The organism is Dactylosporangium sp. NPDC049140 (genome assembly GCF_040648435.1).
Genome location: NZ_JBEZDS010000007.1, coordinates 161,979 through 186,283, shown reverse-complemented (window position 1 = coordinate 186,283; position 24,305 = coordinate 161,979). Strand labels below are relative to the sequence as shown.

Genomic DNA, 24,305 nt, shown 5'->3' with positions numbered 1-24,305 from the left:
GTGGTGAGCTCTCCCACGCGGCATCCGCTCGATCCGGATCCGGTCCGGGCGACCAAGGCCAACGCCGTGTTCGGGCTCGGCCTGCTGTCCGTGGTCACGGGTCCGTTCCTCGGTGGGGTGATTCCGGCGACGCTGGCGCTGCTCATGGCCCGCGACTCGCACCGGGAGCTCGTCGCCGCGGAGGGCTTCCTGCTCGGCGCCCGGCGGCTGCGCAACGGCGTCCGGCTGGCCTGGACCGGGATCGTGCTCGCCATCGCCGGCCTCGTCGTGCTGGCGATCATCGGCCTGCTGCACTACGCCCGGCAGCGCGGCACCGACTTCGACCCGACGGTGAACTAGATGTCGTACCCGCCGTACCAGCCGCAGCCGCCCGCGTACGGGCCGCCACCGCCGATGTACGCGCCGCCCTCGCCCGCGCTGGCCCCCGCCATGCGCGTCGACGCCATCCAGGGCACCCCGTTCGGCGTCGCCTATCCGGCCGTCCCCACCAGCCCGAGCGGCCCTTCCATCGGCTCGCTGGTCGCCGGCATCGCCTCGATCCTCGTGGCCCTGTTCGCGATGTGCCTCGGATTCACCGGATCGTCGGAAGGCTGGGGCCTCGCCGCCGCCGGCGCGTTCACCGTGCTGGGTATCTTTCTCGGCGCGGGCGCGGCCGGCCTGGGCCTCGCCGGCACCCGCCAGATCCGCCGGGCCGCCGGCAGCGGGCGCACGGTGAGCGGCCGGGGCATGGCCATCACCGGGATTGTGCTGGGCTGCGTCGGTGGCGGGCTGGCCGTGGTCGTCGTTCTGCTCACGTTTTTGATGAGCTGATCGGCGAAAACGGGCCCCCCGGACACTTCGATCGGCGACCAGGTACTCTTGGTGTGAAGAGTGTTCCGTCGGCGGAGGCCTCGGGCGATTTTGACCAGCGTCCTTACGGTGGGTACTCTTTCCCCTCGTGCCCGGCTTTGCCGGGCAACTCGTGCGTGCGCCCACATCGGTCCCGCTCCGCGGGAGTGAGAGTGGGTGCGGACCACAACCCCGGGCTGGGATCAATCGGACCGGGTCGCGGATCTGGCGACACGCCCGACCGCGGGTGCCGGTCCCGCCGGGCAAGACACAGAGAAGAAGACGTGCGGCCGCGAGGCCGAAGGGAGAGGCAGGCCCAGTGCCTACGATCCAGCAGCTGGTCCGCAAGGGCCGCCAGGCGAAGCTGAGCAAGACGAAGACGCCGGCGCTCAAGGGCAGCCCGCAGCGACGTGGCGTCTGCACGCGTGTGTACACCACCACGCCGAAGAAGCCCAACTCGGCGCTGCGCAAGGTGGCCCGTGTGCGGCTGAGCAACGGTATCGAGGTGACGGCCTACATCCCCGGTGTCGGTCACAACCTTCAGGAGCACTCGATCGTGCTGGTCCGCGGCGGCCGGGTGAAGGACCTCCCCGGCGTCCGGTACAAGATCATCCGTGGTTCGCTGGACACCCAGGGCGTCCGCAACCGCAAGCAGGCTCGCAGCCGTTACGGCGCGAAGAAGGAGAAGAGCTGACATGCCGCGTAAAGGCCCCGCGCCGCGCCGGCCCCTCGTGGCGGACCCGGTCTACAACTCCCTGCTCGTGACCCAGCTGATCAACAAGATCCTGGTCGAGGGCAAGCGCCAGCTCGCCGAGCGCATCGTCTACAGCGCTCTCGAGGGTGCCCGCGAGAAGACCGGCACCGACCCGGTGGTGACGCTCAAGCGCGCCATGGACAACGTCAAGCCGACCCTCGAGGTCCGCAGCCGCCGCGTCGGTGGCGCGACCTACCAGGTGCCGGTCGAGGTTCGCCCTCCCCGGGCGACGACGCTGGGCCTGCGCTGGCTGGTCAGCTACTCCCGCGCCCGTCGCGAGAAGACCATGACCGAGCGGCTCATGAACGAGCTGCTGGACGCGAGCAACGGCCTCGGTGCTTCGGTGAAGCGCCGCGAAGACACCCACAAGATGGCGGAGTCCAACAAGGCCTTCGCGCACTACCGCTGGTAAGCGACGCTTCCCCAGCATCCGACGAGAGACGAAGTAGGGATTTGTAGTGGCTGCCGCAGACGCCGCCCTCGCCAAGGTCCGCAACATCGGCATCATGGCGCACATCGACGCCGGTAAGACGACGACGACCGAGCGCATCCTCTTCTACACCGGCATCACGTACAAGATCGGCGAGGTCCACGAGGGCGCGGCGGTCATGGACTGGATGGAGCAGGAGCAGGAGCGCGGCATCACCATCACCTCCGCCGCCACGAAGTGCGAGTGGAAGGGCCACACGATCCAGATCATCGACACGCCCGGCCACGTCGACTTCACGGTCGAGGTCGAGCGGTCGCTGCGCGTCCTCGACGGCGCGGTTGCGGTCTACGACGGCGTCGCCGGGGTGGAGCCGCAGACCGAGAACGTCTGGCGTCAGGCGGACAAGTACAACGTCCCGCGTATGTGCTTCGTCAACAAGCTGGACCGGACCGGGGCCGACTTCTTCCGCTGCGTGCAGATGATGGTCGACCGGCTCAACGCGACCCCGCTGGTCCTGCAGATCCCGATCGGGCTCGAGGGTGACCACATCGGCGTCGTCGACCTGCTGGAGATGCGCGCGCTGACCTGGCGCGGCGAGACCCAGAAGGGCGAGGACTACGCGATCGAGGAGATCCCGGAGCACCTGGTCGAGCAGGCCAACGAGTACCGGGACAAGCTCCTCGAGACCCTGTCCGAGACCGACGACGACATCATGGTCCGCTACCTCGACGGCGACACGTTCGACGTCAAGGAGCTCAAGGCCGCGATCCGCCGGGCGACGATCGCCGGCAAGCTCAACCCGGTCGTGTGTGGCTCGGCGTTCAAGAACAAGGGCGTTCAGCCCATGCTCGACGCCGTCGTCGACTTCCTGCCGTCGCCGCTGGACATCCCGGCGGTCGAGGGCGTTGCGACCGACGGTGAGACCCCGCTGCTGCGCAAGCCGTCGAACAGCGAGCCCTTCTCCGCGCTGGCGTTCAAGATCCAGACGGACAAGCACCTGGGCAAGCTGACCTACGTGCGCATCTACTCCGGCACGCTCGACTCCGGCGCCCAGGTGGTCAACTCCACCAAGGACCGCAAGGAGCGGATCGGCAAGATCTACCAGATGCACGCCAACAAGCGTGAAGAGCGTCCCAACGCCCAGGCGGGGGACATCATCGCCGTGCAGGGTCTCAAGCAGACCACCACCGGCGACACGCTGTGCGACCCGGCCAACCCGGTCATCCTCGAGTCGATGACGTTCCCGGAGCCGGTCATCCAGGTGGCCATCGAGCCGAAGAGCAAGGCCGACCAGGAGAAGCTGGGCACCGCCATCCAGCGCCTGGCCGAGGAGGACCCGACCTTCCGCGTCAAGAACGACGAGGAGACCGGCCAGACGATCATCGCCGGGATGGGCGAGCTCCACCTCGACATCCTGGTCGACCGCATGCGCCGCGAGTTCAGCGTCGAGGCCAACATCGGCAAGCCGCAGGTGGCCTACCGCGAGACCATCAAGGGCACCGTGGACAAGATCGACTATGTCCACAAGAAGCAGACCGGTGGCTCGGGGCAGTACGCGAAGGTCATCGTCAAGCTCGAGCCGCTCGAGATGTCGGCCGACGGCGCGACCTACGAGTTCGTCAACGCGGTCTCGGGCGGTCGCATCCCGAAGGAGTTCATCCCTTCGGTGGACGCCGGCGCCCAGGACGCGATGCAGTACGGCGTACTCGCCGGCTACCCCATGGTGGGTGTGAAGCTGACGCTGCTGGACGGCCAGTACCACGAGGTCGACTCGTCGGAAATGGCGTTCAAGATCGCTGGTTCGATGGTGATGAAGGAGGCGGCCCGCCGGGCCACTCCGACGCTCCTTGAGCCGCTGATGGCCGTCGAGGTCACCACCCCGGAAGAGAACATGGGTGATGTCATCGGTGACCTCAACTCCCGGCGGGGCACCATCCAGGCGATGGAGGAGCGTGGCGGCGCCCGTGTCGTCCGCGCCACCGTGCCGTTGTCGGAAATGTTCGGCTACGTCGGCGACCTGCGGTCGAAGACTCAGGGCCGAGCGAGCTACTCGATGCAGTTCGACTCCTACGCCGAGGTTCCCGCGAACGTGGCGAAGGAGATCATCGCGAAGGCAACCGGCGAATAAGTTTCCCAGTCCGATTCGGACCGGGGCCGCACTCGCCGGCAATGGCCGTGAGGCTAAGTCAGCGGGGCTGAGCCGGCTTCTCGAACATCAGGGGCCAGCCAGACCCAAGTCGACCGGGTGCGTCGGCGCTTCCAGCGTCGGCGCACCGTGAACCAAGAAGTCCACAGGAGGACACCAGTGGCGAAGGCGAAGTTCGAGCGGACTAAGCCGCACGTCAACATCGGCACCATCGGTCACATCGACCACGGTAAGACGACGCTGACGGCGGCCATTACCAAGGTGCTGCACGACGAGTTCCCGGACCTCAACCCCTACACGCCTTTCGACGAGATCGACAAGGCGCCGGAGGAGAAGGCCCGCGGTATCACGATCTCGATCGCGCACGTCGAGTACCAGACCGCGAACCGGCACTACGCGCACGTCGACTGCCCGGGGCACGCCGACTACATCAAGAACATGATCACCGGTGCTGCGCAGATGGACGGCGCGATCCTGGTGGTGGCGGCGACCGACGGCCCGATGCCGCAGACCCGCGAGCACGTGCTGCTGGCCCGCCAGGTCGGTGTGCCGTACATCGTCGTGGCGCTGAACAAGAGCGACATGGTCGAGGACGAGGAGCTCCTCGAGCTCGTCGAGCTCGAGGTCCGTGAGCTGCTGTCGAGCCAGGAGTTCCCGGGCGACGACGCTCCGGTCGTGCGTGTCTCGGCGCTGAAGGCGCTCGAGGGTGACGAGCAGTGGACCGGTGCGCTGCTGGAGCTGATGAACGCGGTCGACACCGCGATCCCGCAGCCCGAGCGTGAGACCGAGAAGCCGTTCCTCATGCCCGTCGAGGACGTCTTCACGATCACCGGTCGTGGCACGGTCGTGACCGGTCGCGTCGAGCGTGGCATCCTCAAGCCGAACGAGGAGGTCGAAATCGTTGGCATCAAGGCCAAGTCGATGAAGACCACCTGCACGGCGATCGAGATGTTCCGCAAGATCCTCGACGAGGCGCGTGCCGGCGAGAACGTCGGTCTGCTCCTGCGTGGTATCAAGCGCGAGGACGTCGAGCGCGGCATGGTCGTGGTGAAGCCGGGCAGCAACACCCCGCACACCGAGTTCGAGGCGACCGTCTACATCCTCTCCAAGGAGGAGGGTGGCCGGCACACCCCGTTCTTCCAGAACTACCGGCCGCAGTTCTACTTCCGCACCACGGACGTCACCGGCGTCGTCACGCTGCCCGAGGGCACCGAGATGGTCATGCCGGGCGACAACACCAGCATGTCGGTGCAGCTCATCCAGCCCATCGCGATGGAGGAAAACCTCCGCTTCGCGATCCGCGAGGGTGGCCGCACCGTCGGCGCCGGCCGCGTGACGAAGATCATCAAGTAGCACCAGAGGTACCCCGATTTCACTTTGTCGCAGTACGTGCGGCATAATGGTCGGGTTGCGTCGTGGGGCGGTCGAGACGCTCGCTGAGAAGTCTCGACCGCTTCTGCGCGGCGTCGGTCCGGTGGGCCGGCGCTGATCCCCTCGACTGGGCGTGGCACGCCCTGGGGTTGGTCTCCACAGCGGAAATCGCGTGTGGCGGAGCCTGGCCCTTGGCCGCGACACGCCCGACCGCGGGGGTCGGACCAAATCAATAGGCGGCACCGGACCCTGCGGGGTTTGGCGGGGCTGCGAGGCCCCGCATGAGAGAGGGAACTGAAGCCACCATGGCGGGACAGAAGATCCGCATCCGGCTCAAGGCCTACGACCACGAGGTCGTCGACTCCTCGGCGCGGAAGATCGTCGAGACGGTCACGCGCACCGGGGCTCAGGTCGCTGGGCCGGTGCCGCTGCCCACTGAGATCAACCGCTACTGCGTGATCCGCTCGCCGCACAAGTACAAGGACTCGCGCGAGCACTTCGAGATGCGCACGCACAAGCGTCTGATCGACATCATCGACCCCACCCCGAAGACGGTCGACTCGCTCATGCGGCTCGACCTTCCGGCCGGCGTCGACATCGAGATCAAGCTGTAGGGACTCTGACTTATGGACAGGCAAGTCAAGGGCATCCTGGGTGAGAAGCTCGGCATGACCCAGGTCTGGGACAACGGCAAGGTTGTCCCCGTGACCGTGGTCCAGGCCGGCCCGTGCGTCGTGACCCAGGTGCGCACGCCCGACAACGACGGCTACTCGGCGGTCCAGCTGGCCTGGGGCCAGATCGACCCCCGCAAGGTCAACAAGCCGCGCGCCGGCCACTTCGCCAAGGCGGACGTCGCGCCGCGCCGGCACGTGGTCGAGCTGCGCACCACCGACGCCGGCGAGTACGCGCTCGGCCAGGAGATCAGCGCCGACACGTTCGCCACCGGCCAGCGCATCGACGTGACCGGCCGCACCAAGGGCAAGGGCTACGCCGGCGTCATGAAGCGGCACGGCTTCCACGGTCTGCGGGCCAGCCACGGTGTCGAGCGCAAGCACCGCTCGCCCGGCTCCATCGGCGCCTGCGCGACCCCCGGTCGCGTCTTCAAGGGCGTGCGGATGGCCGGTCGCATGGGTGGCGCGCGCTTCACCGTGCAGAACCTCACGGTTCAGGCGGTCGACGCCGAGCAGGGTCTGATCCTGATCCGGGGTGCCGTTCCCGGCCCGAAGGGCAGCCTCGTGCTCCTGCGCACCGCGGCCAAGGTCGAGACGAAGGCGCAGAAGGGCGGGATCACGCGATGAGCACCGTCGACGTTCGTAAGGCCGACGGCACCACCAACGGCTCCGTCGAGCTCCCCGACGACATCTTCGACGCCCAGGCCAGCATTCCGCTGCTGCACCAGGTCGTCGTCGCCCAGCTCAACGCCGCCCGCCAGGGCACGCACAAGGCGAAGAGCCGCGGCGAGGTCGCCGGCGGCGGCAAGAAGCCTTACAAGCAGAAGGGCACCGGTCGCGCCCGTCAGGGCTCGATCCGCGCGCCGCAGTTCACCGGTGGTGGCGTGGTCCACGGCCCCGTGCCGCGCGACTACACCCAGCGGGTGAACAAGAAGATGAAGGCCGCCGCCCTGCGCGGTGCGCTCTCGGACCGCGCCCGCGAGGGTCGCATCCACGTCGTCGAGACCTTCGTCGAGGGCGAGTCGCCGAAGACGAAGGACGCGCTGACCGCGCTCCGCGGCATCACCGAGGCCCGCCGGGTCCTGGTGGTGCTCGCCCGCGACGACGAGGCCAACTGGCTGAGCCTGCGCAACGAGCAGTCGGTGCACCTGCTGGTCGCCGACCAGCTCAACACCCACGACGTGCTCGTGGCCGACGACGTGGTGTTCACCACCGCGGCGCTGGACGAGTTCCTCGGGGTTCCGGCCGAGTCCGGCGCGAGCGCCGACGCCGACACCAACGAGGAGGGCTGAGCCATGGCGACGATCGCAGACCCGCGTGACGTGATCATCCAGCCGGTGGTCTCCGAGAAGAGCTACAGCGAGCTCAACCGCAACTGGTACACGTTCCTGGTGCACCCGGACGCCAACAAGACCGAGATCAAGATCGCGATCCAGCAGATCTTCAACGTCCGCGTCCTGTCGGTCAACACCATCAATCGCGAAGGCAAGCGCAAGCGCACCCGCACGGGTTGGGGCAAGCGCAAGGACACGAAGCGGGCGATGGTGAAGCTCGCCGAGGGTGACCGGATCGAAGCCTTCGGCGGACCGGTCAGCTGAGGGGTATAGACGATGGCTATCCGTAAGTACAAGCCGACGACGCCCGGTCGTCGTGGTTCGAGCGTTGCCGACTTCGCGGAGATCACCCGATCGACGCCGGAGAAGTCGCTGCTCGTCCCGCTGCCGAACAAGGGCGGCCGCAACGTGCACGGGCGGGTCACCGCTCGGCACCAGGGCGGCGGGCACAAGCGCCAGTACCGGTTGATCGACTTCAGGCGCGCGGACAAGGACGGGATTCCCGCCAAGGTTGCGCACATCGAGTACGACCCCAACCGCACCGCGCGTATTGCCCTGCTGCACTACGCCGACGGCGAGAAGCGCTACATCATCGCCCCGAAGGACCTCAAGCAGGGCGACCAGGTCGAGGCGGGCGTCGGCGCGGACATCAAGCCGGGCAACAACCTGCCGCTGCGCAACATCCCGGTCGGCACCACCGTCCACGCGGTGGAGCTGCGCCCGGGCGGCGGCGCCAAGCTGGCCCGCTCGGCCGGCGTCGGCATCCAGCTGCTGGGCCGCGAGGGTCAGTACGCCACGCTGCGCATGCCCTCGGGCGAGATCCGGCGTGTCGACGTGCACTGCCGGGCCACCGTCGGCGAGATCGGCAACGCCGACCAGTCGAACATCAACTGGGGCAAGGCCGGCCGCATGCGGTGGAAGGGCAAGCGCCCGACCGTCCGTGGTGTCGCGATGAACCCGATCGACCACCCGCACGGTGGTGGTGAGGGCAAGACCTCTGGTGGCCGCCACCCGGTCAACCCGAAGGGCAAGCCGGAGGGCCGCACGCGGCGCAAGGGCCAGCCGAGCGACCGTCTCATCGTCCGTCGGCGTTACGCCACCCGGAAGCGCGGCTAAGGAGCCTGAGCAATGCCTCGCAGCCTGAAGAAGGGCCCGTTCGTTGACGACCACCTGATCAAGAAGGTGGAAGTCCAGAACGCCAAGAACTCCAAGAACGTCATCAAGACCTGGTCGCGCCGGTCGACGATCGTCCCCGAGATGCTCGGGCACACGATCGCCGTCCACGATGGGCGCAAGCACGTACCGGTCTTCGTGACCGAGGCGATGGTCGGGCACAAGCTCGGCGAGTTCGCGCTGACCCGCACGTTCAAGGGTCACGAGAAGGACGACCGGAAGAGCCGCCGCCGCTAAGGCAGCCGATAGGAATCAAGAGGATTTCCCGATGCCAACGAAGAGCGAGGCGGCGCTGCCCGGTGCGCGGGCGATCGCGCGGCACGTGCGCGTGTCGCCGATGAAGGCGCGCCGTGTGGTGAACCTTGTGCGCGGCCTGCCCGCGCGTGAGGCGCTCACGGTGCTGCAGTTCGCGCCGCAGTCGGCGAGCGAGCCGGTCTACAAGGTGCTTGCGAGCGCCATCGCCAACGCAGAGAACAACGAGCGTCTCGACCCCGATTCGCTCTTGGTCGCGGCGGCCTACGTCGACGAGGGCCCGACGCTCAAGCGGTTCCGGCCGCGGGCGCAGGGCCGGGCGTACCGGATCCGCAAGCGCACCAGCCACATCACGATCGTGGTCGAGAGCGTCCCGGCCGCCCAGGCCCGCGCGGCGAAGGCCGGCGTGGCCAAGGCGACCAAGGCCGCGAAGGCCGTGACGCCGGAGGTCGACGAGGTCGACGAGGTCGACTCGCCGCCCGCGAAGAAGGCGGGTGCGAAGGCCAAGAAGGCCGCGCCGGCCAAGCAGGCGGAGGCCACGAAGGCGGACGCCGACGAGGCTGACGCCGAGGAAGGGACCGAGTAATGGGTCAGAAGGTTCACCCGCACGGGTTCCGGCTCGGCATCAGCACCGACTGGAAGTCGCGCTGGTACGCGGACAAGCTCTACAAGGACTACATCGCCGAGGATGTCAAGATCCGTCGGATGATGTCCAAGGGCCTGGAGCGCGCCGGCATCGCCAAGGTCGACATCGAGCGCACCCGCGACCGGGTCCGCGTGGACATCCACACGGCCCGCCCGGGCATCGTGATCGGCCGTAAGGGCGCCGAGGCGGACCGCATCCGCGCCGAGCTCGAGAAGCTCACCGGCAAGCAGGTGCAGCTCAACATCCTCGAGGTGAAGAGCCCGGAGTCGGACGCGCAGCTCGTTGCGCAGGCCGTCGCGGAGCAGCTGTCCAGCCGTGTCAGCTTCCGCCGCGCGATGCGCAAGTCGATGCAGTCGGCCATGAAGAACCCGCTCGTGCGCGGGATTCGGGTGCAGGTCTCCGGCCGTCTCGGCGGCGCGGAGATGAGCCGTACCGAGTTCTACCGCGAGGGTCGCGTGCCGCTGCACTCGCTGCGCGCGAACATCGAGTACGGCTTCTTCGAGGCCCGTACGACCTTCGGCCGCATCGGCGTGAAGGTCTGGATCTACAAGGGCGACGCCGTTCCGGGTCGCGAGGCGCCGGCCGAGGCCGCCGCTCCGCGTGGCCGCCGTGAGCGTGCCGACCGGCCCGAGCGTCCGCGCCGCGGTCGTTCCGGCTCGTCCGGTACGACCGCCGGTGGCACCGAGGCCGGTCGCGCCGCGGCCGCCGCGCACGCGCAGGCCGCCGCCACTGAGAGCGCTCCGGCCGCCGAGGCCGCGCCCGCTCCGGCAGAGACGCAGCAGGAGGGCTGACGAATGCTTATCCCTCGTAAGCCCCCGAAGGGCTTCCGCAAGCCGCACCACCCGGACCGTCACGGTCCGGCCAAGGGCGGCACGCGAGTGGTCTTCGGCGAGTTCGGTATTCAGGCTCTCGAGCCCGCGTACATCACGAACCGCCAGATCGAGGCGGCCCGTATCGCCATGACCCGGCACATCCGCCGTGGTGGCAAGGTCTGGATCACGATCTTCCCGGACCGCTCCATCACCAAGAAGCCGGCCGAGACCCGCATGGGTTCCGGCAAGGGTTCGCCGGAGTGGTGGGTGGCCAACATCAAGCCGGGCCGGATCCTCTTCGAGATGTCGTTCCCGAACGAGCAGATCGCCCGGGAAGCAATGCGCCGCGCGATCCACAAGCTTCCGCTGAAGTGCCGGATCGTCACGCGCGAAGGGGCTGATGTGTGATGGCCGCCGGTATCAAGGCGACCGAGCTGCGGGATATGTCCGACGAGGGCCTGGTCGAGAAGCTGCGGGAAGCCAAGGCGGAGCTGTTCAACCTCCGCGTCCAGTCGGCCACCGGCCAGCTGGACAACCACGGGCGTCTGCAGACCATCCGCAGGGACATCGCCCGGATCTACACGATCATGCGCGAGCGCGAGCTGGGACTTTCGGCCGCGCCCGACGCTGTGGCTGAGGTGGCGTGAACATGAGCGAGCAGACGACCGAGTCGGGCACCGAGACCGAGGTGCGCGGCCGCCGCAAGGTCCGCGAGGGCCTCGTGGTGAGCGACAAGATGAACAAGACCGTCGTCGTGGCGGTCGAGGACCAGGTCAAGCACCCGCTGTACGGCAAGGTCATGCGCCGCACCAGCAAGCTCAAGGCGCACGACGAGCAGAACGCGTGCGGCGTCGGTGACCGGGTGCTGCTCATGGAGACCCGCCCCCTGTCGGCGACCAAGCGCTGGCGGGTCGTGGAGATCCTCGAAAAGGCCAAGTAAGGCCGTCGTTCCGCCAAGCTCGGCGCCGGGCGTGCCCGGCGCCGAGAACTGGCAGACATTAGGAGACAAGCGTGATTCAGCAGGAGTCGCGGCTGCGCGTCGCCGACAACACGGGTGCCCGGGAAATCCTGTGCATCCGTGTGCTCGGTGGCTCCGGCCGCCGCTATGCAGGCATCGGCGACATCATCGTGGCCACGGTGAAGGACGCCATTCCGGGCGCCGGCGTGAAGAAGGGCGACGTGGTCAAGGCCGTCGTCGTCCGTACCACGAAGGAGCGGCGCCGGCCGGACGGCTCGTACATCCGGTTCGACGAGAACGCCGCCGTGATCATCAAGGATGGCGGCGACCCGCGCGGTACCCGTATCTTCGGCCCGGTCGGGCGTGAGCTCCGGGACAAGCGTTTCATGAAGATCATCTCGCTCGCGCCGGAGGTGTTGTAGCCATGAAGGTGAAAAAGGGCGACACCGTCCTCGTCATCGCCGGCAAGGACAAGGGGTCCCGCGGCAAGGTCCTCTCGGCCATTCCGCGCGAGGACAAGGTCGTCGTCGAGGGCGTCAACCGGATCAAGAAGCACACCCGCATCCGCACCACCCAGCGGGGCTCGAAGACCGGCGGCATCGTGACGCAGGAAGCCCCGATCCACATCTCCAACGTGATGGTGATCGACTCGGACGGCAACGCCACCCGCGTCGGCTCCCGCGAGGACGAGAACGGCCTGAAGACCCGCGTGTCCCGCCGTTCGGGTAAGGAACTGTGATGACGACGGTCGAGAAGGTGAACCCGCGCCTGAAGCAGCGCTACCGCGACGAGATCGCGGGCGCCCTGCGGGAGCAGTTCAAGTACGCCAACGTCATGCAGATCCCGGGCGTGGTGAAGGTCGTCGTGAACATGGGTGTCGGCGAGGCTGCTCGCGACTCCAAGCTCATCGACGGCGCGGTGCGCGACCTGGCCACCATCACGGGCCAGAAGCCGCAGGTCCGGCGGGCGACCAAGTCGATCGCGCAGTTCAAGCTGCGCGAGGGCATGCCGATCGGCGCCAAGGTCACCCTGCGCAACGACCGGATGTGGGAGTTCCTGGACCGGCTGCTGTCGATCGCGCTGCCGCGTATCCGCGACTTCCGCGGTCTGGACGGGCGCAAGCTCGACGGCAACGGCAACTACACGTTCGGTCTCACCGAGCAGTCGGTGTTCCACGAGATCGACCAGGACCGCATCGACCGGCCGCGAGGGATGGACATCACCGTGGTCACCACCGCCCGCACGGACGAGGAGGGCCGCGCGCTGCTCAAGCTGCTCGGCTTCCCCTTCCGTGAGAACTAGGGAGAACTGACCATGGCGAAGAAGGCCCTTGTCCTCAAGGCCGCCGCGAAGCCCAAGTTCGCGGTCCGCGCTTACACCCGCTGCCAGCGCTGCGGCCGGCCCAAGGCCGTCTACCGCAAGTTCGGCCTGTGCCGCGTGTGCATCCGCGAGATGGCGCACCGTGGCGAACTGCCCGGCGTTTCCAAGGCTTCCTGGTAATCCTCCTTCGCCGCAGGCCCACCGAGCCGGTGCGGAACCGCGGCGAGAAAGGCAAACAAACCCATGACCATGACCGACCCGATCGCAGACATGCTTACCCGTCTGCGCAACGCCAACCAGGCGTACCACGACCGGGTGTCGATGCCATATTCGAAGATCAAGGCGAACATCGCCGAGGTGCTCAAGACCGAGGGCTACGTGTCCGCGTGGCAGGTTCAGGACCCCGAGGAAGGCAAGGTCGGCAAGACCCTTGTCGTCGACCTCAAGTACGGCCAGAACCGTGAGCGCAGCCTCGCCGGCATCCGGCGCGTGTCGAAGCCCGGCCTCCGCGTCTACGCGAAGTCGGTCGAGATGCCGCGCGTGCTCGGCGGCCTTGGCGTGGCCATCATCTCGACGTCCCAGGGTCTGCTGACCGACAAGCAGGCTCGCAAGCGAGGGGTGGGCGGGGAAGTCCTCGCCTACGTCTGGTAAGGGAAGGCATCACATGTCTCGAATCGGACGTAAGCCGATCACGGTGCCCAGCGGCGTCGACATCAAGGTCGACGGTCCGCGCATCACCGTCAAGGGCCCCAAGGGCGAGCTGTCCCACACGCTGGCCGAGCCGATCACGGTCGAGCGGGCCGAGGACGGCAGCTTCAACGTCGTCCGCCCGAACGACGAGCGGAAGTCCAAGGAGCTGCACGGCCTCTCGCGCACGCTGATCTCCAACATGGTGATCGGCGTCACCGAGGGCTACCGCAAGAGCCTGGAGATCGCCGGTACCGGTTACCGCGTGACCGCCAAGGGCAGCGACCTCGAGTTCGCGCTCGGGTTCTCGCACCCGGTGCTGGTCACGCCGCCGCCCGGGATCACCTTCTCGGTCGAGAAGCCGACGGTGTTCCACATCGCCGGCATCGACAAGCAGCAGGTCGGCGAGGTCGCCGCCAACATCCGCAAGATTCGCCCGCCGGAGCCGTACAAGGGCAAGGGCGTGCGGTACCAGGGCGAGGTCATCCGCCGCAAGGCCGGAAAGGCTGGTAAGAAATGAGCGCCACGCTGCTCAAGCGCCGCAACTCCGGTGGCGTTGCCGCCGCGCGCCGCACGGGGCGTGCTCGCCGGCACTTCCGCATCCGCAAGCACGTGGGTGGTACGGCCGAGCGTCCTCGCCTGGTGGTCACCCGTTCGCTGCGGAACGTCACGGCGCAGATCGTCGACGACCTCAAGGGCCACACGCTGGCCTCGGCCTCGACGCTCGACGCGACCATCCGGGGCACCGAGGGCGACAAGAAGGCCCAAGCGGCGAAGGTGGGCAAGCTGCTCGCCGAGCGGGCCCGGGCCGCGGGCGTTGGCAAGGTCGTCTTCGACCGTGGTGGCAACAAGTACGCCGGGCGCCTCGCGGCCCTGGCGGACGCCGCCCGCGAAGCCGGACTCGAGTTCTAAAAAGGAGAAACGTTCATGCCTGGTCCTCAGCGCAGGGGCGGCGGGTCCGGTAGCACCCAAGAAGGTGGTGGCGGCCGTCGCGAAAATCGTCGTGACGGCGGCGGTCGTGGTAACGCGCCCGCCGAGAAGACCCCCCACCTCGAGCGGGTCGTCGCGATCAACCGTGTTGCCAAGGTCGTAAAGGGTGGTCGTCGCTTCAGCTTCACCGCCCTGGTCATCGTCGGCGACGGCGACGGCACGGTAGGCGTCGGCTACGGAAAGGCCAAGGAGGTGCCCGCGGCCATCGCCAAGGGCGTCGAGGAGGCCAAGAAGCACTTCTTCAAGGTTCCGCGGCTCGCGGCGTCCATCCCGCACCCGGTGATCGGCGAGGACGCGGCCGGTGTCGTGCTGCTCAAGCCGGCCTCCGCCGGTACGGGCGTCATCGCCGGCGGCCCGGTCCGTGCCGTCCTGGAGTGCGCGGGCATCCACGACGTGCTGTCCAAGAGCCTCGGCTCCTCCAACGCCATCAACATCGTCCACGCGACGGTGGCGGCGCTGAAGAAGCTCGAGTCGCCGGAGGCTGTGGCCGCGCGCCGTGGCCTGCCGGTCGAGGACGTCGCGCCGGCCGCCATGCTGGCCGCACGTGCCGGGGCGGGGGCATAGCCATGGCCCGTCTGAAGGTGACCCAGATCCGGTCCGAGATCGGGGGCAAGCAGAACCAGCGGGATACGCTGCGTTCGCTCGGCCTGAAGCGGATCCGCGACGTGGTCGTCAAGGAGGACCGCCCGGAGATCCGCGGCATGATCCACACTGTGGCGCACCTCGTCACCGTGGAAGAGGTGGAATAATCCGATGACGATCAAGCTGCACCACCTGCGGCCCGCCCCGGGCGCCAAGACCGCGAAGACCCGTGTGGGTCGCGGTGAGGGCTCCAAGGGCAAGACCGCCGGTCGTGGTACCAAGGGCTCCAAGGCCCGCAAGAACATCTCGGCGGCGTTCGAGGGTGGGCAGATGCCCCTTCACATGCGCCTGCCGAAGCTCAAGGGCTTCCGCAACCGCAACCGGATCGAGTTCCAGGTTGTGAATCTTGCACGCCTCGCGGAGCTCTTCCCGCAGGGCGGCGAGATCGGCGTGCCCGAGCTGGTCGACGCCGGCGCCGTCCGCAAGGGCGAGCTGGTCAAGGTCCTCGGTGACGGAGAGCTCGGCGGCGTGAAGCTGCAGGTCAGCGCGCACAAGTTCAGCGCGACGGCCAAAGAGAAGATCGAGGCGGCCGGCGGCTCTGTGAAGCTGCTCGGCGGCGACAGCGAATAGAGCGCTATCGTGGCGTCCACCGTCCCGGTGGGCGCCACGCGGCGCCTCAAAAGCCGGACGTGATGTGCCCCGGACATCCTGTTAGAGTCCGTTGCGCAGTAACACGCTCGACTCATACGTTCGACAGCGTCACCAGCACCACCCGGACCCCACCTCGTCGGCCGAACGACCGGCCGCCTTGCGCAGGAGGATGAAGTTGCTCTCCGCCTTTGTTAGTGCGTTCCGAACGCCTGACCTGCGCAAGAAAATCTTGTTCACGTTGCTGATGATCGGCATCTACCGGCTCGGCGCGACGCTGCCCAGCCCGGGCGTGTCCTACGGCAACGTGCAGAAGTGCCTCAACATCGTCGAGAACAGCAAGGACAACCAGGTCTTCACCCTGTTGAACCTGTTCTCCGGTGGGGCACTCCTCCAGCTGTCGGTGTTCGCGCTGGGCATCATGCCCTACATCACCGCGAGCATCATCCTCCAGCTGCTGACGGTGGTGATCCCGCGCCTTGAGCAGCTGCGCAAGGAAGGCCAGTCCGGCCAGGCGAAGATCACGCAGTACACGCGGTACCTGACCCTCGGGCTCGGCATCCTGCAGGCCTCGGCGTTCGTCGCCCTGGCGCGGTCCGGCCAGCTCTTCGGCGGCGCGTGCGACCAGTCGCAGTACCCGATCATCCCGGACACCGGCAAGATCCCGATGTGGCTGACGCTGACCGCCCTGGTCGTCACCATGACCGCCGGCACCGGCGTCATCATGTGGCTGGGTGAGATGGTCACCGACCGCGGCGTCGGCAACGGCATGTCCGTCCTGATCTTCACCTCGATCGCCGCCCGGCTCCCGCTCGAGGGCATCCAGATCTGGCAGGACAACAAGACCACGTTCTTCGTGATCGTCGGCCTGGCGGTCGTCGTCATCGCCTTCGTGGTCTTCCTCGAGCAGGCCCAGCGGCGCATCCCGGTGCAGTACGCGAAGCGCATGATCGGCCGGCGCATGTACGGCGGCACCTCGACCTACATCCCGCTGAAGGTCAACCAGGCGGGTGTCATCCCGGTCATCTTCGCCTCGTCGCTGCTCTACATCCCGCAGCTGATCACGTCGTTCGCCGGCACCAGCTCGACGAACAAGACGATCCTGTGGATCAACCGGAACATCGTGCCGCAGAACAGCGCCTGGCACATCTCGATCTACTTCCTGCTGATCATCTTCTTCACGTACTTCTACGTGTCCATCACCTTCAACCCGACCGAGGTGGCGGACAACATGCGGAAGTACGGTGGTTTCGTGCCCGGCATCCGCCCGGGCAAGCCCACCGCCGAGTATCTTGACTTCATCCTCAGCCGTATCACCCTCCCCGGTGCGCTCTACCTGGGTATCATCTCGATCCTGCCCAACCTGCTCATCGGGATCGTGGGCGGCGGGCAGGCTCTGCAGAACTTCCCGTTCGGCGGCACGGCAGTCCTCATTATTGTTGGTGTTGGCCTCGAGACGGTGAAGCAGATCGAGAGCCAGCTGATGCAGCGCAACTACGAAGGGTTCCTCCGGTAGTGAGGCTGGTGCTGGTAGGTCCCCCCGGGGCGGGCAAGGGGACCCAGGCCGAGTACATCGCCGCGCATCTCGCCGTGCCCAAAATCTCCACCGGCGACATCTTCCGCGCGAACGTCGGGCAGGGCACGCCGCTCGGCGTCGAGGCCAAGCGCTACATGGACGCCGGCCAGCTGGTGCCCGACGAGGTCACGATCAACATGGTGTCCGACCGGCTGGCTGAGGGCGATGCGGTCGACGGCTTTCTGCTCGACGGCTTTCCCCGCACGGTGCCGCAGGCCAACGCGCTCGACAAGCTGCTGGCCGACCTCGGCACCGGCCTGGACATCGTCCTCGAGCTCGTCGTGGAGAACGAAGAGGTCATCCGCCGGCTCTCGGGCCGGCGGACCTGCCGTGGCTGCGGCAAGATCTGGCACGTCGAGTTCGACGCGCCGACGCACGACGGGGTCTGCGACCGGTGCGGCGGCGAGCTGTTCCAGCGCGACGACGACAAGGCCGAGACCATCGCCGAGCGGCTGAAGGTCTACGCCCGCGACACGTCGCCGCTGGTGGACTACTTCGGCGCACAGGGCAAGCTGGTGGGCATCGACGCGACGGGTCCGGTCGAGGACGTCACTGTGCGCGCGATCGACGCCCTGCGCTCCTACGGCGCCTGAACAACACGACGGGTAAGTTTCATGGCCCCTCACCAGCTCGAGATCGAGCTCAAGACGCCCGAAGAGATCGGCCTCATGCGCCGTGCCGGGCTGGTCGTCGCCGACGCACTGGAGCGGATGCGGGCCGCGGTCGCGCCCGGCGTCTCCACCGCCGAGCTCGACCGCATCGCCGAGGAGACCATCCGGTCCGCGGGTGCCGTGCCGTCCTTCAAGGGCTACCACGGGTACCCGGCGTCGATCTGCTCCTCGGTCAACGACCAGGTCGTCCACGCGATCCCGAGCCCGCGGCAGGTGCTGCGCGAGGGTGACCTCATCTCCATCGACTGCGGCGCGGACCTCGACGGGTGGCACGGAGACGCCGCGATCACCGTCGGCGTCGGTGAGGTACACCCGGATCTGCTGCGGCTCGTGCGGGTCGCCGAGGACGCCATGTGGGCCGGCATCGCCGCGGCCGCGCGCGGGGCGCGTTCGGGCAAGGGGCGGCTGACCGACATCTCGTTCGCCATCCAGTCGGCGATCCGCAAGGCCAGCCGCTTCGGCATCGTCGAGGGCTACGGCGGGCACGGCATCGGCAGCGCCATGCACCAGGACCCGTTCGTGCAGAACTCCGGCCGCCCGGGCAAGGGCCCGATGCTGCGCCCGGGCATCGCGCTGGCCATCGAGCCCATGATCACCAAGGGGAAGCCGAAGGTCGCCGAGCTCGACGACGGCTGGACCGTGGTGACCGTCGACGGCTCGGTCGCGGCGCACGTCGAGCACACCATGGCTCTCTGCGACGACGGCGTCTGGGTGCTCACCGCCCACGACGGGGGTCGTTCCCGCCTCGGTGACCTGGTCACCGCCCGTGAGCCGGTGCCGGCCGGCGAGTAAGGGAAAAGCCGGGGTGGAAGGTGCACCTGCCTCGGTGCGATGCTGTGTGCAGTGTCCGAAGGGGGAGCGGTGGCAGACCGGCGGGAAGACCTGCGCGCGGCCGATGTGGATCGGCAGTTCGTGGCGGAGCGTCTGAAGGCGGCGCTCGACGAGGGCCGGCTGTCGCTCGGCGAGTACGACGACCGGCTCAAGGAGACCTACGCCGCGCGCACCTACGGCGACCTGGACGGCATCCTCAAGGACCTCCCCGGCTTCCACCCGATGGGCGGCTCGCAGCTGGAGCCCAGCGAGCCCGTCGCCGACGAGCCGGACGAGCGGCCCCGCCGGTCGGGTGACGGCAACCCCAAGTGGCTGATCGGCATCTGGAGCGCCTGGCTCGTCGCCGTGTCGGTCAACGTGGTCATCTGGGCCCTGGTGAGCCTGTCCGCCGGCGAGCCCGTCTACTTCTGGCCGATGTGGGTCGCGGGCCCCTGGGGTGCGGTGCTGCTCGCCTCGACCTTCTCGGTCAAGGCGCTCGGCCAGAACCCGGAGAGCAACCAGCGGCGCTACCGCGACAGCTGAACACCGCTCGGCCGGCCCGTTTCCGCCGGCTGCAGGCCCCGATTTGGTGCACGGGGCGCACACGCGTAGACTTGCCCATTGGCGCAAAGCGTCCACTCCGGCATGCCCCCACGCGCTTCTAGTGGCAGGACCGGAGCCGCGGCTGGCTTCAGGCCTTCTGGCCTGGAGAAATGGATGCGAGCGTCAACCACCAGACCCGATGTCAGGTAGCGGAGGACATGCCGAAGAAAGACGGGGCCATCGAGATCGAGGGCCGAGTGATCGAGCCACTTCCGAACGCGATGTTCCGGGTGGAGCTCGCCAATGGCCATAAGGTCTTGGCGCACATCAGCGGCAAGATGCGGCAGCACTACATCCGCATCCTGCCCGAGGACCGTGTTGTCGTGGAGCTCTCGCCCTACGACCTCACCCGCGGGCGCATCGTCTACCGCTACAAGTAATCGGTATCCGGTACCCAGTTAACGGTCGGGTTCTGTCGTGCCCGTTCGTACGAGCGCGCACGCAGCGAGAGTTAGGCAAACCGTGAAGGTCAAGCCGAGCGTCAAGCGGATCTGCAACAACTGCCGGGTCATCCGGCGGCACGGCCGGGTCATGATCATCTGCAGCACCGACCCGCGCCACAAGCAGCGCCAGGGCTGAGTCCCTAGCACCCGCTTCAGTTATTTGCCCGTTCCAGCCTCGGGCGGCCCGCCGATTCGGCGTGGCCTGCGTGGGGTGCACCCTTGGTCGGAGGCCAGGGCCCGTCTGTGGGCAGACGGGAGCGGAGCGGGCACAGACCTCCGCACACTTGAGGAGCACGCCCACCTATGGCACGTCTCGTCGGTGTCGACCTCCCGCGCGAAAAGCGCACGGAGATCGCACTCACCTACATCTACGGCATCGGGCGTACCCGGGCCGTCGAGACCCTGGCCGCAACCGGCATCGACCCGAACAAGCGGGCCCGGGACCTGACCGATGAAGAGGTCGTGCAGCTGCGCGACCACATCGAGGCGAACTACAAAGTTGAAGGCGACCTGCGCCGCGAGGTCGCCGCGGATATCCGCCGCAAGGTCGAGATCGGCTGCTACGCCGGTATCCGGCACCGCAAGGGCCTGCCGGTGCGCGGTCAGCGCACCCGGACCAACGCGCGCACCCGCAAGGGTCCGAAGCGCACGGTCGCCGGCAAGAAGAAGCCGGGCAAGAAGTAATCCCGCCGGTCGAGATCAGTTACGAATCTAGGAGCGCATAGAGAATGCCGCCGAAGGCTCGCGCCGGCGCGACCGCTGTCAAGAAGGTCCGGCGCAAGGAACGCAAGAACGTCGCCCACGGGCAGGCGCATATCAAGAGCACGTTCAACAACACCATCGTGTCGATCACCGACCCGACCGGTGCCGTCATCTCCTGGGCCTCGGCCGGCCAGGTGGGCTTCAAGGGCTCGCGTAAGTCGACCCCGTTCGCCGCGCAGCTGGCCGCCGAGGCCGCCGCTCGCCGCGCGATGGAGCACGGCATGCGCAAGGTTGACGTGTTCGTCAAGGGCCCCGGCTCCGGCCGGGAGACCGCGATCCGCTCGCTGCAGGCCGTGGGCCTGGAGGTCGGGCAGATCTCTGACGTCACGCCGCAGCCGCACAACGGCTGCCGTCCGCCGAAGCGCCGCCGGGTCTAAGGGAAGAGACGAAGAACTATGGCTCGCTATACAGGTGCCGACTGCCGCCGTTGCCGGCGCGAGAAGATGAAGCTGTTCCTCAAGGGCAGCAAGTGCGACGGGCCGAAGTGCCCGTTCGAGTCGCGTCCCTTCCCGCCCGGCCAGCACGGCCGCGGCCGGCCGAAGGAGACCGAGTACCTCCTGCAGCTGCGCGAGAAGCAGAAGGCCCGCCGCATCTACGGCGTGCTGGAGCGTCAGTTCGCCGGCTACTACGAGGAGGCCGTGGCCAAGCCGGGTAAGACCGGTGAGGAGCTGCTGCGCATCCTCGAGTCGCGGCTGGACAACGTCGTGTACCGGGCCGGCCTGGCCACGTCGCGCGACGCGGCCCGCCAGCTCGTGAAGCACGGCCACATCGTGGTCAACGGCCGGAAGGTCGACATCCCGTCGTACCGCCTCCGTGAGCACGACATCGTGCAGGTGCGGGAGAAGTCGCGGGAGCTCACCCCGTTCCAGATCGCGCAGGGCCTCGCGGGCAGCAAGACCGTCCCGGCGTGGCTCGAGTTCATCCCGAGCGAGTTCAAGGTCCTGGTGCACAGCCTGCCGGCCCGGCAGGTCATCGACACCCAGGTCCAGGAGCAGCTCATCGTCGAGCTCTACAGCAAGTAGCAACATTGTCGGCGGAGCCTGGTCCGGGTCGATCCTCGCGAAGCGTCATCGAGCCAGACCAGGCGTAGGCCGTGCGGCCCCCGCCGATCCGGAGCGCGTCATATAGCGGGCGCGCAACGAACTGGAGGAAAAGAAAGTGCTCATCTCACAGCGGCCCAGCCTCGCCGAAGAGTCGATCAGCGAGGTCCGTTCCAAGTTCACCATCGAGCCCCTCGAGCCGGGCTTCGGGTACACCCTCGGCAACTCGCTGCGGCGCACCCTGCTCAGCTCGATCCCGGGCGCGGCGGTCACCAGCATCAAGATCGACGGCGTGCTGCACGAGTTCACCACGATCCCCGGGGTCAAGGAGGACGTGGTCGAGCTCGTCATGAACATCAAGGAGCTGTGCGTCAGCTCCGAGCTGGACGAGCCGGTCTCGATGTACCTGCGCAAGCAGGGCCCGGGCGACGTCACCGCGGGCGACATCCAGCCCCCGGCCGGCGTCTCCGTGCACAACCCCGACCTGAAGCTGGCCACGCTCAACGGCAAGGGCCGCCTCGACATGGAGCTCACGGTCGAGCGGGGCCGTGGCTACGTGACGGCCAACCAGAACAAGCAGCAGGGCCAGGAGATCGGGCGCATCCCGGTCGACTCGATCTACTCGCCGGTGCTCAAGGTGACGTACCGCGTCGAGGCGACCCGTGTCGAGCAGCGCACCGACTTCGACCGGCTCATCATCGACGTCGAGACCAAGGCGTCGCTGACCCCGCGCACCGCGCTGGCCTCGGCCGGCTCGACGCTGGTGGAGCTGTTCGGCCTCGCGCGCGAGCTGGACGAGACCGCCGAGGGCATCGACATCGGCCCGTCGCCGCAGGACGCGCAGCTCGCGGCCGACCTGGCGCTGCCGATCGAGGAGCTGGACCTCACCGTCCGGTCGTACAACTGCCTCAAGCGTGAGGGCATCAACTCCGTGGGGGAGCTGATCAGCCGCACGGAAGCCGACCTCCTCGATATAAGGAATTTCGGTCAGAAGTCGATCGACGAGGTCAAGATGAAGCTCGCCGGGATGGGCCTGGGTCTGAAGGACTCCGCCCCGACGTTCGACCCGGCCCACGTCGTGGACTCCTTCGCCGAGGTGGACTACGACGCCGACGACTACCGCGAGACCGAGCAGCTGTAGTTCAGCCGCTGTATTAGAGGAGTCCCAACAATGCCCACGCCCACCAGAGGTCCCCGCCTCGGCGGCAGCCCCGCGCACGAGCGGCTGATGCTGGCGAATCTCGCCACGTCGCTGTTCAAGCACGGGCGCATCACGACGACCGAGACGAAGGCCAAGCGGCTGCGCCCGCTCGCCGAGCAGCTCATCACCAAGGCCAAGCGCGGCGACCTGCACGCGCGCCGTCAAGCGCTCTCCGTGGTGCGGGACAAGGACGTGGTGTTCCAGCTGTTCGACCAGATCGCGCCGCGGTTCAGCAACCGGCCGGGTGGCTACACCCGCATCGTGAAGACGGGCCCCCGCAAGGGCGACGCGGCTCCGATGGCGATCATCGAGCTGGTCGAGGAGCTCGAGGTGGCCGCCCCGAAGGCGCCGCGCAAGACCGCCGCTCGTAAGGCCGCCAAGGCCGACTCGATCGCGGTGCTCGCCGGCGACGCGGACGAGGACGAGACCCCGGCCCCGGCCGCCGCGTCGTCGTCCTCGGACGAGGGCGACACCGAGGCGAAGGACGAAGAGACCAAGGCCTGATCACCGGTCGAGGTTCGTCGGCCCGGCACCCTTTCGGGGGTGCCGGGCCTTCTTTTGGGAGTTGTACCCCATGAGCGTTCGCGTCCGCCTGGACGTCTCCTACGACGGCACCGACTTCTCCGGGTGGGCCGTGCAGCCGGGCCGCCGGACGGTCGCCGGCGAGCTGCTGGGGGTGCTGGAGCGCCTCTTCGGCTCGGTGGAGGGCCTGACGGTCGCGGGACGCACGGACGCGGGCGTGCACGCGACCGGGCAGGTGTGCCACATCGAGGTCGCGGAGGAGCGCTGGGCCGCGCTGGAGGCCGCGCTCGTGCACAAGCTGGCCGGGCTCCTCCCGCCCGACGTGCGCGTCTTGGCCGCGGCCGCGGTGCCGCCGGAGTTCGACGCGCGCTTCTCGGCGCTGGCGCGGCGGTACGAGTACCGCGTGACGGACGCCCCCTTCGGCGCCGAGCCGCTGCGCCGCCGCAATACCCTGGCCTGGCCGCGCCCCCTGGACCTGGCGCGGCTGAACGAGGCCGCGGCGGGCTTGGTGGGCGAGCACGACTTCGCCGCGTTCTGCCGGCGCAAGGAGCACGCGAGCACGATCCGCGCCGTGTCGCGGATGGACTGGCGCCGCGACGCCGACGGGATCGTGGTGGCCACCGTGTCGGCGGACGCGTTCTGCTGGTCGATGGTGCGCAGCCTGGTGGGGGCCCAGCTGGTGGCGGGGGACGGCCGGCGGCCGACCTCGTGGCCGGGCGCGCTGCTCACGCGGACGGTCCGGGCCGACGAGGTGATGGTGGCGCCGGCGTACGGCCTGACGCTGGTCGAGGTGACGTACCCGGCGGACGCGGCCGCGCTGCGGGCGCGAGCGGAACTGACCCGCCGGCGCCGCGACCTCTGACCCTTGTCGGCGCCCGGCTAGCTCGCAGTCTGCGCTGAACACCGCGCACCGCGGCCTACCGTCCAGCCGGACGCCGCGAGCCGCGTGTTCGATAAGTCGGGCGCTGCGCGCCGCGCGCCGCGTGTTCGATAAGTCGGGCGCTGCGCGCCGCGCGCCGCGTGTTCGATAAGTCGGGCGCTGCGCGCCGCGCGCCGCGTGTTCGATAAGTCGGGC

The 24,305-nt window shown here is 68.2% G+C and carries 38 protein-coding genes and 1 pseudogene; all 39 read left to right on the top strand.

Annotated features, from left to right (window positions below):
• The first annotated feature begins 3 nt into the window (after window positions 1-3).
• Window positions 4-339, top strand: coding sequence for a hypothetical protein (locus tag AB0B76_RS14600; protein WP_360374668.1), 336 nt, complete (start codon window positions 4-6; stop codon window positions 337-339).
• Window positions 340-810 carry a hypothetical protein gene (locus tag AB0B76_RS14595; RefSeq protein WP_360374666.1) on the top strand — a complete coding sequence of 157 codons (471 nt, stop codon included), beginning with the start codon at window positions 340-342 and terminating at the stop codon, window positions 808-810.
• A 337-nt stretch (window positions 811-1,147) separates the two neighbouring features.
• The gene (gene rpsL / locus AB0B76_RS14590) at window positions 1,148-1,522 is read left to right on the top strand and encodes a 30S ribosomal protein S12 (RefSeq protein WP_033357671.1); all 375 of its coding nucleotides are present in this window, start codon (window positions 1,148-1,150) and stop codon (window positions 1,520-1,522) included.
• 1 nt (window position 1,523) lies between these two features.
• Window positions 1,524-1,994 (top strand): 30S ribosomal protein S7, encoded by a 471-nt coding sequence (rpsG, locus tag AB0B76_RS14585; protein ID WP_360374664.1) that lies wholly within the window; start codon window positions 1,524-1,526, stop codon window positions 1,992-1,994.
• 46 nt (window positions 1,995-2,040) lie between these two features.
• On the top strand, window positions 2,041-4,140 hold the full coding sequence (gene fusA, locus AB0B76_RS14580; RefSeq protein WP_360374662.1) for an elongation factor G: 2,100 nt from the start codon (window positions 2,041-2,043) through the stop codon (window positions 4,138-4,140).
• A gap of 177 nt (window positions 4,141-4,317) precedes the next feature.
• Complete coding sequence (gene tuf, locus AB0B76_RS14575) at window positions 4,318-5,511, top strand: elongation factor Tu (RefSeq protein WP_360374660.1); 1,194 nt, start codon at window positions 4,318-4,320, stop codon at window positions 5,509-5,511.
• Window positions 5,512-5,834: 323 nt separating this feature from the next.
• Complete coding sequence (gene rpsJ, locus AB0B76_RS14570) at window positions 5,835-6,143, top strand: 30S ribosomal protein S10 (protein WP_018347762.1); 309 nt, start codon at window positions 5,835-5,837, stop codon at window positions 6,141-6,143.
• A gap of 12 nt (window positions 6,144-6,155) precedes the next feature.
• Window positions 6,156-6,827, top strand: a complete 672-nt coding sequence (rplC, locus tag AB0B76_RS14565; protein ID WP_360374658.1) for a 50S ribosomal protein L3 — start codon at window positions 6,156-6,158, stop codon at window positions 6,825-6,827.
• A complete protein-coding gene (gene rplD, locus AB0B76_RS14560) occupies window positions 6,824-7,492 on the top strand; it encodes a 50S ribosomal protein L4 (RefSeq protein WP_360374656.1) in 669 nt (222 codons plus the stop codon). Before rplC ends, rplD begins: the two co-directional genes overlap by 4 nt.
• A 3-nt stretch (window positions 7,493-7,495) precedes the next feature.
• Window positions 7,496-7,798, top strand: coding sequence for a 50S ribosomal protein L23 (rplW, locus tag AB0B76_RS14555; protein WP_033357665.1), 303 nt, complete (start codon window positions 7,496-7,498; stop codon window positions 7,796-7,798).
• Window positions 7,799-7,810: 12 nt separating this feature from the next.
• The gene (gene rplB, locus AB0B76_RS14550; RefSeq protein WP_360374653.1) at window positions 7,811-8,650 is read left to right on the top strand and encodes a 50S ribosomal protein L2; all 840 of its coding nucleotides are present in this window, start codon (window positions 7,811-7,813) and stop codon (window positions 8,648-8,650) included.
• A gap of 12 nt (window positions 8,651-8,662) precedes the next feature.
• On the top strand, window positions 8,663-8,944 hold the full coding sequence (rpsS, locus tag AB0B76_RS14545) for a 30S ribosomal protein S19 (protein ID WP_190249384.1): 282 nt from the start codon (window positions 8,663-8,665) through the stop codon (window positions 8,942-8,944).
• A 31-nt stretch (window positions 8,945-8,975) separates the two neighbouring features.
• Window positions 8,976-9,341: pseudogene (gene rplV / locus AB0B76_RS14540) on the top strand (50S ribosomal protein L22); the annotation flags it as partial.
• 203 nt (window positions 9,342-9,544) lie between these two features.
• Complete coding sequence (gene rpsC / locus AB0B76_RS14535) at window positions 9,545-10,396, top strand: 30S ribosomal protein S3 (protein ID WP_360374651.1); 852 nt, start codon at window positions 9,545-9,547, stop codon at window positions 10,394-10,396.
• 3 nt (window positions 10,397-10,399) lie between these two features.
• The gene (gene rplP, locus AB0B76_RS14530; RefSeq protein WP_190249381.1) at window positions 10,400-10,825 is read left to right on the top strand and encodes a 50S ribosomal protein L16; all 426 of its coding nucleotides are present in this window, start codon (window positions 10,400-10,402) and stop codon (window positions 10,823-10,825) included.
• A complete protein-coding gene (gene rpmC, locus AB0B76_RS14525; RefSeq protein ID WP_360374648.1) occupies window positions 10,825-11,064 on the top strand; it encodes a 50S ribosomal protein L29 in 240 nt (79 codons plus the stop codon). The genes rplP and rpmC overlap by 1 nt, the downstream gene beginning before the upstream one ends.
• Before the next feature lie 2 nt (window positions 11,065-11,066).
• A complete protein-coding gene (gene rpsQ / locus AB0B76_RS14520; protein WP_360374646.1) occupies window positions 11,067-11,357 on the top strand; it encodes a 30S ribosomal protein S17 in 291 nt (96 codons plus the stop codon).
• Window positions 11,358-11,428: 71 nt separating this feature from the next.
• The gene (gene rplN / locus AB0B76_RS14515; protein ID WP_033357657.1) at window positions 11,429-11,797 is read left to right on the top strand and encodes a 50S ribosomal protein L14; all 369 of its coding nucleotides are present in this window, start codon (window positions 11,429-11,431) and stop codon (window positions 11,795-11,797) included.
• A gap of 2 nt (window positions 11,798-11,799) precedes the next feature.
• Window positions 11,800-12,114 (top strand): 50S ribosomal protein L24, encoded by a 315-nt coding sequence (gene rplX, locus AB0B76_RS14510; RefSeq protein ID WP_360374644.1) that lies wholly within the window; start codon window positions 11,800-11,802, stop codon window positions 12,112-12,114.
• The gene (gene rplE, locus AB0B76_RS14505; RefSeq protein ID WP_360374642.1) at window positions 12,114-12,677 is read left to right on the top strand and encodes a 50S ribosomal protein L5; all 564 of its coding nucleotides are present in this window, start codon (window positions 12,114-12,116) and stop codon (window positions 12,675-12,677) included. The genes rplX and rplE overlap by 1 nt, the downstream gene beginning before the upstream one ends.
• Before the next feature lie 12 nt (window positions 12,678-12,689).
• Entirely contained in the window at window positions 12,690-12,875 is a 186-nt protein-coding gene (locus AB0B76_RS14500; protein WP_190249376.1) for a type Z 30S ribosomal protein S14, read from the top strand.
• Window positions 12,876-12,938: 63 nt separating this feature from the next.
• Window positions 12,939-13,346, top strand: coding sequence for a 30S ribosomal protein S8 (gene rpsH / locus AB0B76_RS14495; protein WP_360374639.1), 408 nt, complete (start codon window positions 12,939-12,941; stop codon window positions 13,344-13,346).
• 13 nt (window positions 13,347-13,359) lie between these two features.
• A complete protein-coding gene (gene rplF / locus AB0B76_RS14490) occupies window positions 13,360-13,902 on the top strand; it encodes a 50S ribosomal protein L6 (RefSeq protein WP_360374637.1) in 543 nt (180 codons plus the stop codon).
• On the top strand, window positions 13,899-14,294 hold the full coding sequence (gene rplR, locus AB0B76_RS14485) for a 50S ribosomal protein L18 (protein WP_360374635.1): 396 nt from the start codon (window positions 13,899-13,901) through the stop codon (window positions 14,292-14,294). The genes rplF and rplR overlap by 4 nt, the downstream gene beginning before the upstream one ends.
• A 15-nt stretch (window positions 14,295-14,309) precedes the next feature.
• Window positions 14,310-14,936, top strand: a complete 627-nt coding sequence (gene rpsE, locus AB0B76_RS14480; RefSeq protein ID WP_360374633.1) for a 30S ribosomal protein S5 — start codon at window positions 14,310-14,312, stop codon at window positions 14,934-14,936.
• 2 nt (window positions 14,937-14,938) lie between these two features.
• Window positions 14,939-15,121, top strand: coding sequence for a 50S ribosomal protein L30 (gene rpmD / locus AB0B76_RS14475; RefSeq protein ID WP_360374631.1), 183 nt, complete (start codon window positions 14,939-14,941; stop codon window positions 15,119-15,121).
• Between the two features lie 4 nt (window positions 15,122-15,125).
• Window positions 15,126-15,584, top strand: coding sequence for a 50S ribosomal protein L15 (gene rplO / locus AB0B76_RS14470; protein WP_360374629.1), 459 nt, complete (start codon window positions 15,126-15,128; stop codon window positions 15,582-15,584).
• A gap of 196 nt (window positions 15,585-15,780) precedes the next feature.
• A complete protein-coding gene (gene secY / locus AB0B76_RS14465) occupies window positions 15,781-17,118 on the top strand; it encodes a preprotein translocase subunit SecY (protein WP_360374897.1) in 1,338 nt (445 codons plus the stop codon).
• Window positions 17,118-17,771 carry an adenylate kinase gene (locus tag AB0B76_RS14460; protein WP_360374627.1) on the top strand — a complete coding sequence of 218 codons (654 nt, stop codon included), beginning with the start codon at window positions 17,118-17,120 and terminating at the stop codon, window positions 17,769-17,771. The genes secY and AB0B76_RS14460 overlap by 1 nt, the downstream gene beginning before the upstream one ends.
• A 21-nt stretch (window positions 17,772-17,792) precedes the next feature.
• Window positions 17,793-18,641 carry a type I methionyl aminopeptidase gene (gene map, locus AB0B76_RS14455; protein ID WP_360374625.1) on the top strand — a complete coding sequence of 283 codons (849 nt, stop codon included), beginning with the start codon at window positions 17,793-17,795 and terminating at the stop codon, window positions 18,639-18,641.
• Between the two features lie 69 nt (window positions 18,642-18,710).
• Window positions 18,711-19,202: a DUF1707 domain-containing protein gene (locus AB0B76_RS14450; protein ID WP_360374623.1), complete on the top strand. Its 492-nt coding sequence runs from the start codon at window positions 18,711-18,713 to the stop codon at window positions 19,200-19,202.
• A gap of 218 nt (window positions 19,203-19,420) precedes the next feature.
• On the top strand, window positions 19,421-19,642 hold the full coding sequence (gene infA, locus AB0B76_RS14445; RefSeq protein ID WP_007073013.1) for a translation initiation factor IF-1: 222 nt from the start codon (window positions 19,421-19,423) through the stop codon (window positions 19,640-19,642).
• A gap of 82 nt (window positions 19,643-19,724) precedes the next feature.
• The gene (gene rpmJ / locus AB0B76_RS14440) at window positions 19,725-19,841 is read left to right on the top strand and encodes a 50S ribosomal protein L36 (protein ID WP_091262778.1); all 117 of its coding nucleotides are present in this window, start codon (window positions 19,725-19,727) and stop codon (window positions 19,839-19,841) included.
• A 167-nt stretch (window positions 19,842-20,008) separates the two neighbouring features.
• Window positions 20,009-20,389: a 30S ribosomal protein S13 gene (gene rpsM, locus AB0B76_RS14435; protein WP_360374620.1), complete on the top strand. Its 381-nt coding sequence runs from the start codon at window positions 20,009-20,011 to the stop codon at window positions 20,387-20,389.
• A gap of 44 nt (window positions 20,390-20,433) precedes the next feature.
• Window positions 20,434-20,844 (top strand): 30S ribosomal protein S11, encoded by a 411-nt coding sequence (gene rpsK / locus AB0B76_RS14430; RefSeq protein ID WP_033357646.1) that lies wholly within the window; start codon window positions 20,434-20,436, stop codon window positions 20,842-20,844.
• Between the two features lie 18 nt (window positions 20,845-20,862).
• Entirely contained in the window at window positions 20,863-21,489 is a 627-nt protein-coding gene (gene rpsD / locus AB0B76_RS14425) for a 30S ribosomal protein S4 (protein WP_360374618.1), read from the top strand.
• Window positions 21,490-21,625: 136 nt separating this feature from the next.
• Window positions 21,626-22,648, top strand: coding sequence for a DNA-directed RNA polymerase subunit alpha (locus AB0B76_RS14420; RefSeq protein ID WP_350611890.1), 1,023 nt, complete (start codon window positions 21,626-21,628; stop codon window positions 22,646-22,648).
• 30 nt (window positions 22,649-22,678) lie between these two features.
• Window positions 22,679-23,212 (top strand): 50S ribosomal protein L17, encoded by a 534-nt coding sequence (gene rplQ, locus AB0B76_RS14415; RefSeq protein ID WP_360374615.1) that lies wholly within the window; start codon window positions 22,679-22,681, stop codon window positions 23,210-23,212.
• A gap of 70 nt (window positions 23,213-23,282) precedes the next feature.
• Window positions 23,283-24,092 carry a tRNA pseudouridine(38-40) synthase TruA gene (gene truA, locus AB0B76_RS14410; protein ID WP_360374613.1) on the top strand — a complete coding sequence of 270 codons (810 nt, stop codon included), beginning with the start codon at window positions 23,283-23,285 and terminating at the stop codon, window positions 24,090-24,092.
• The last annotated feature ends 213 nt before the right edge of the window (window positions 24,093-24,305 follow it).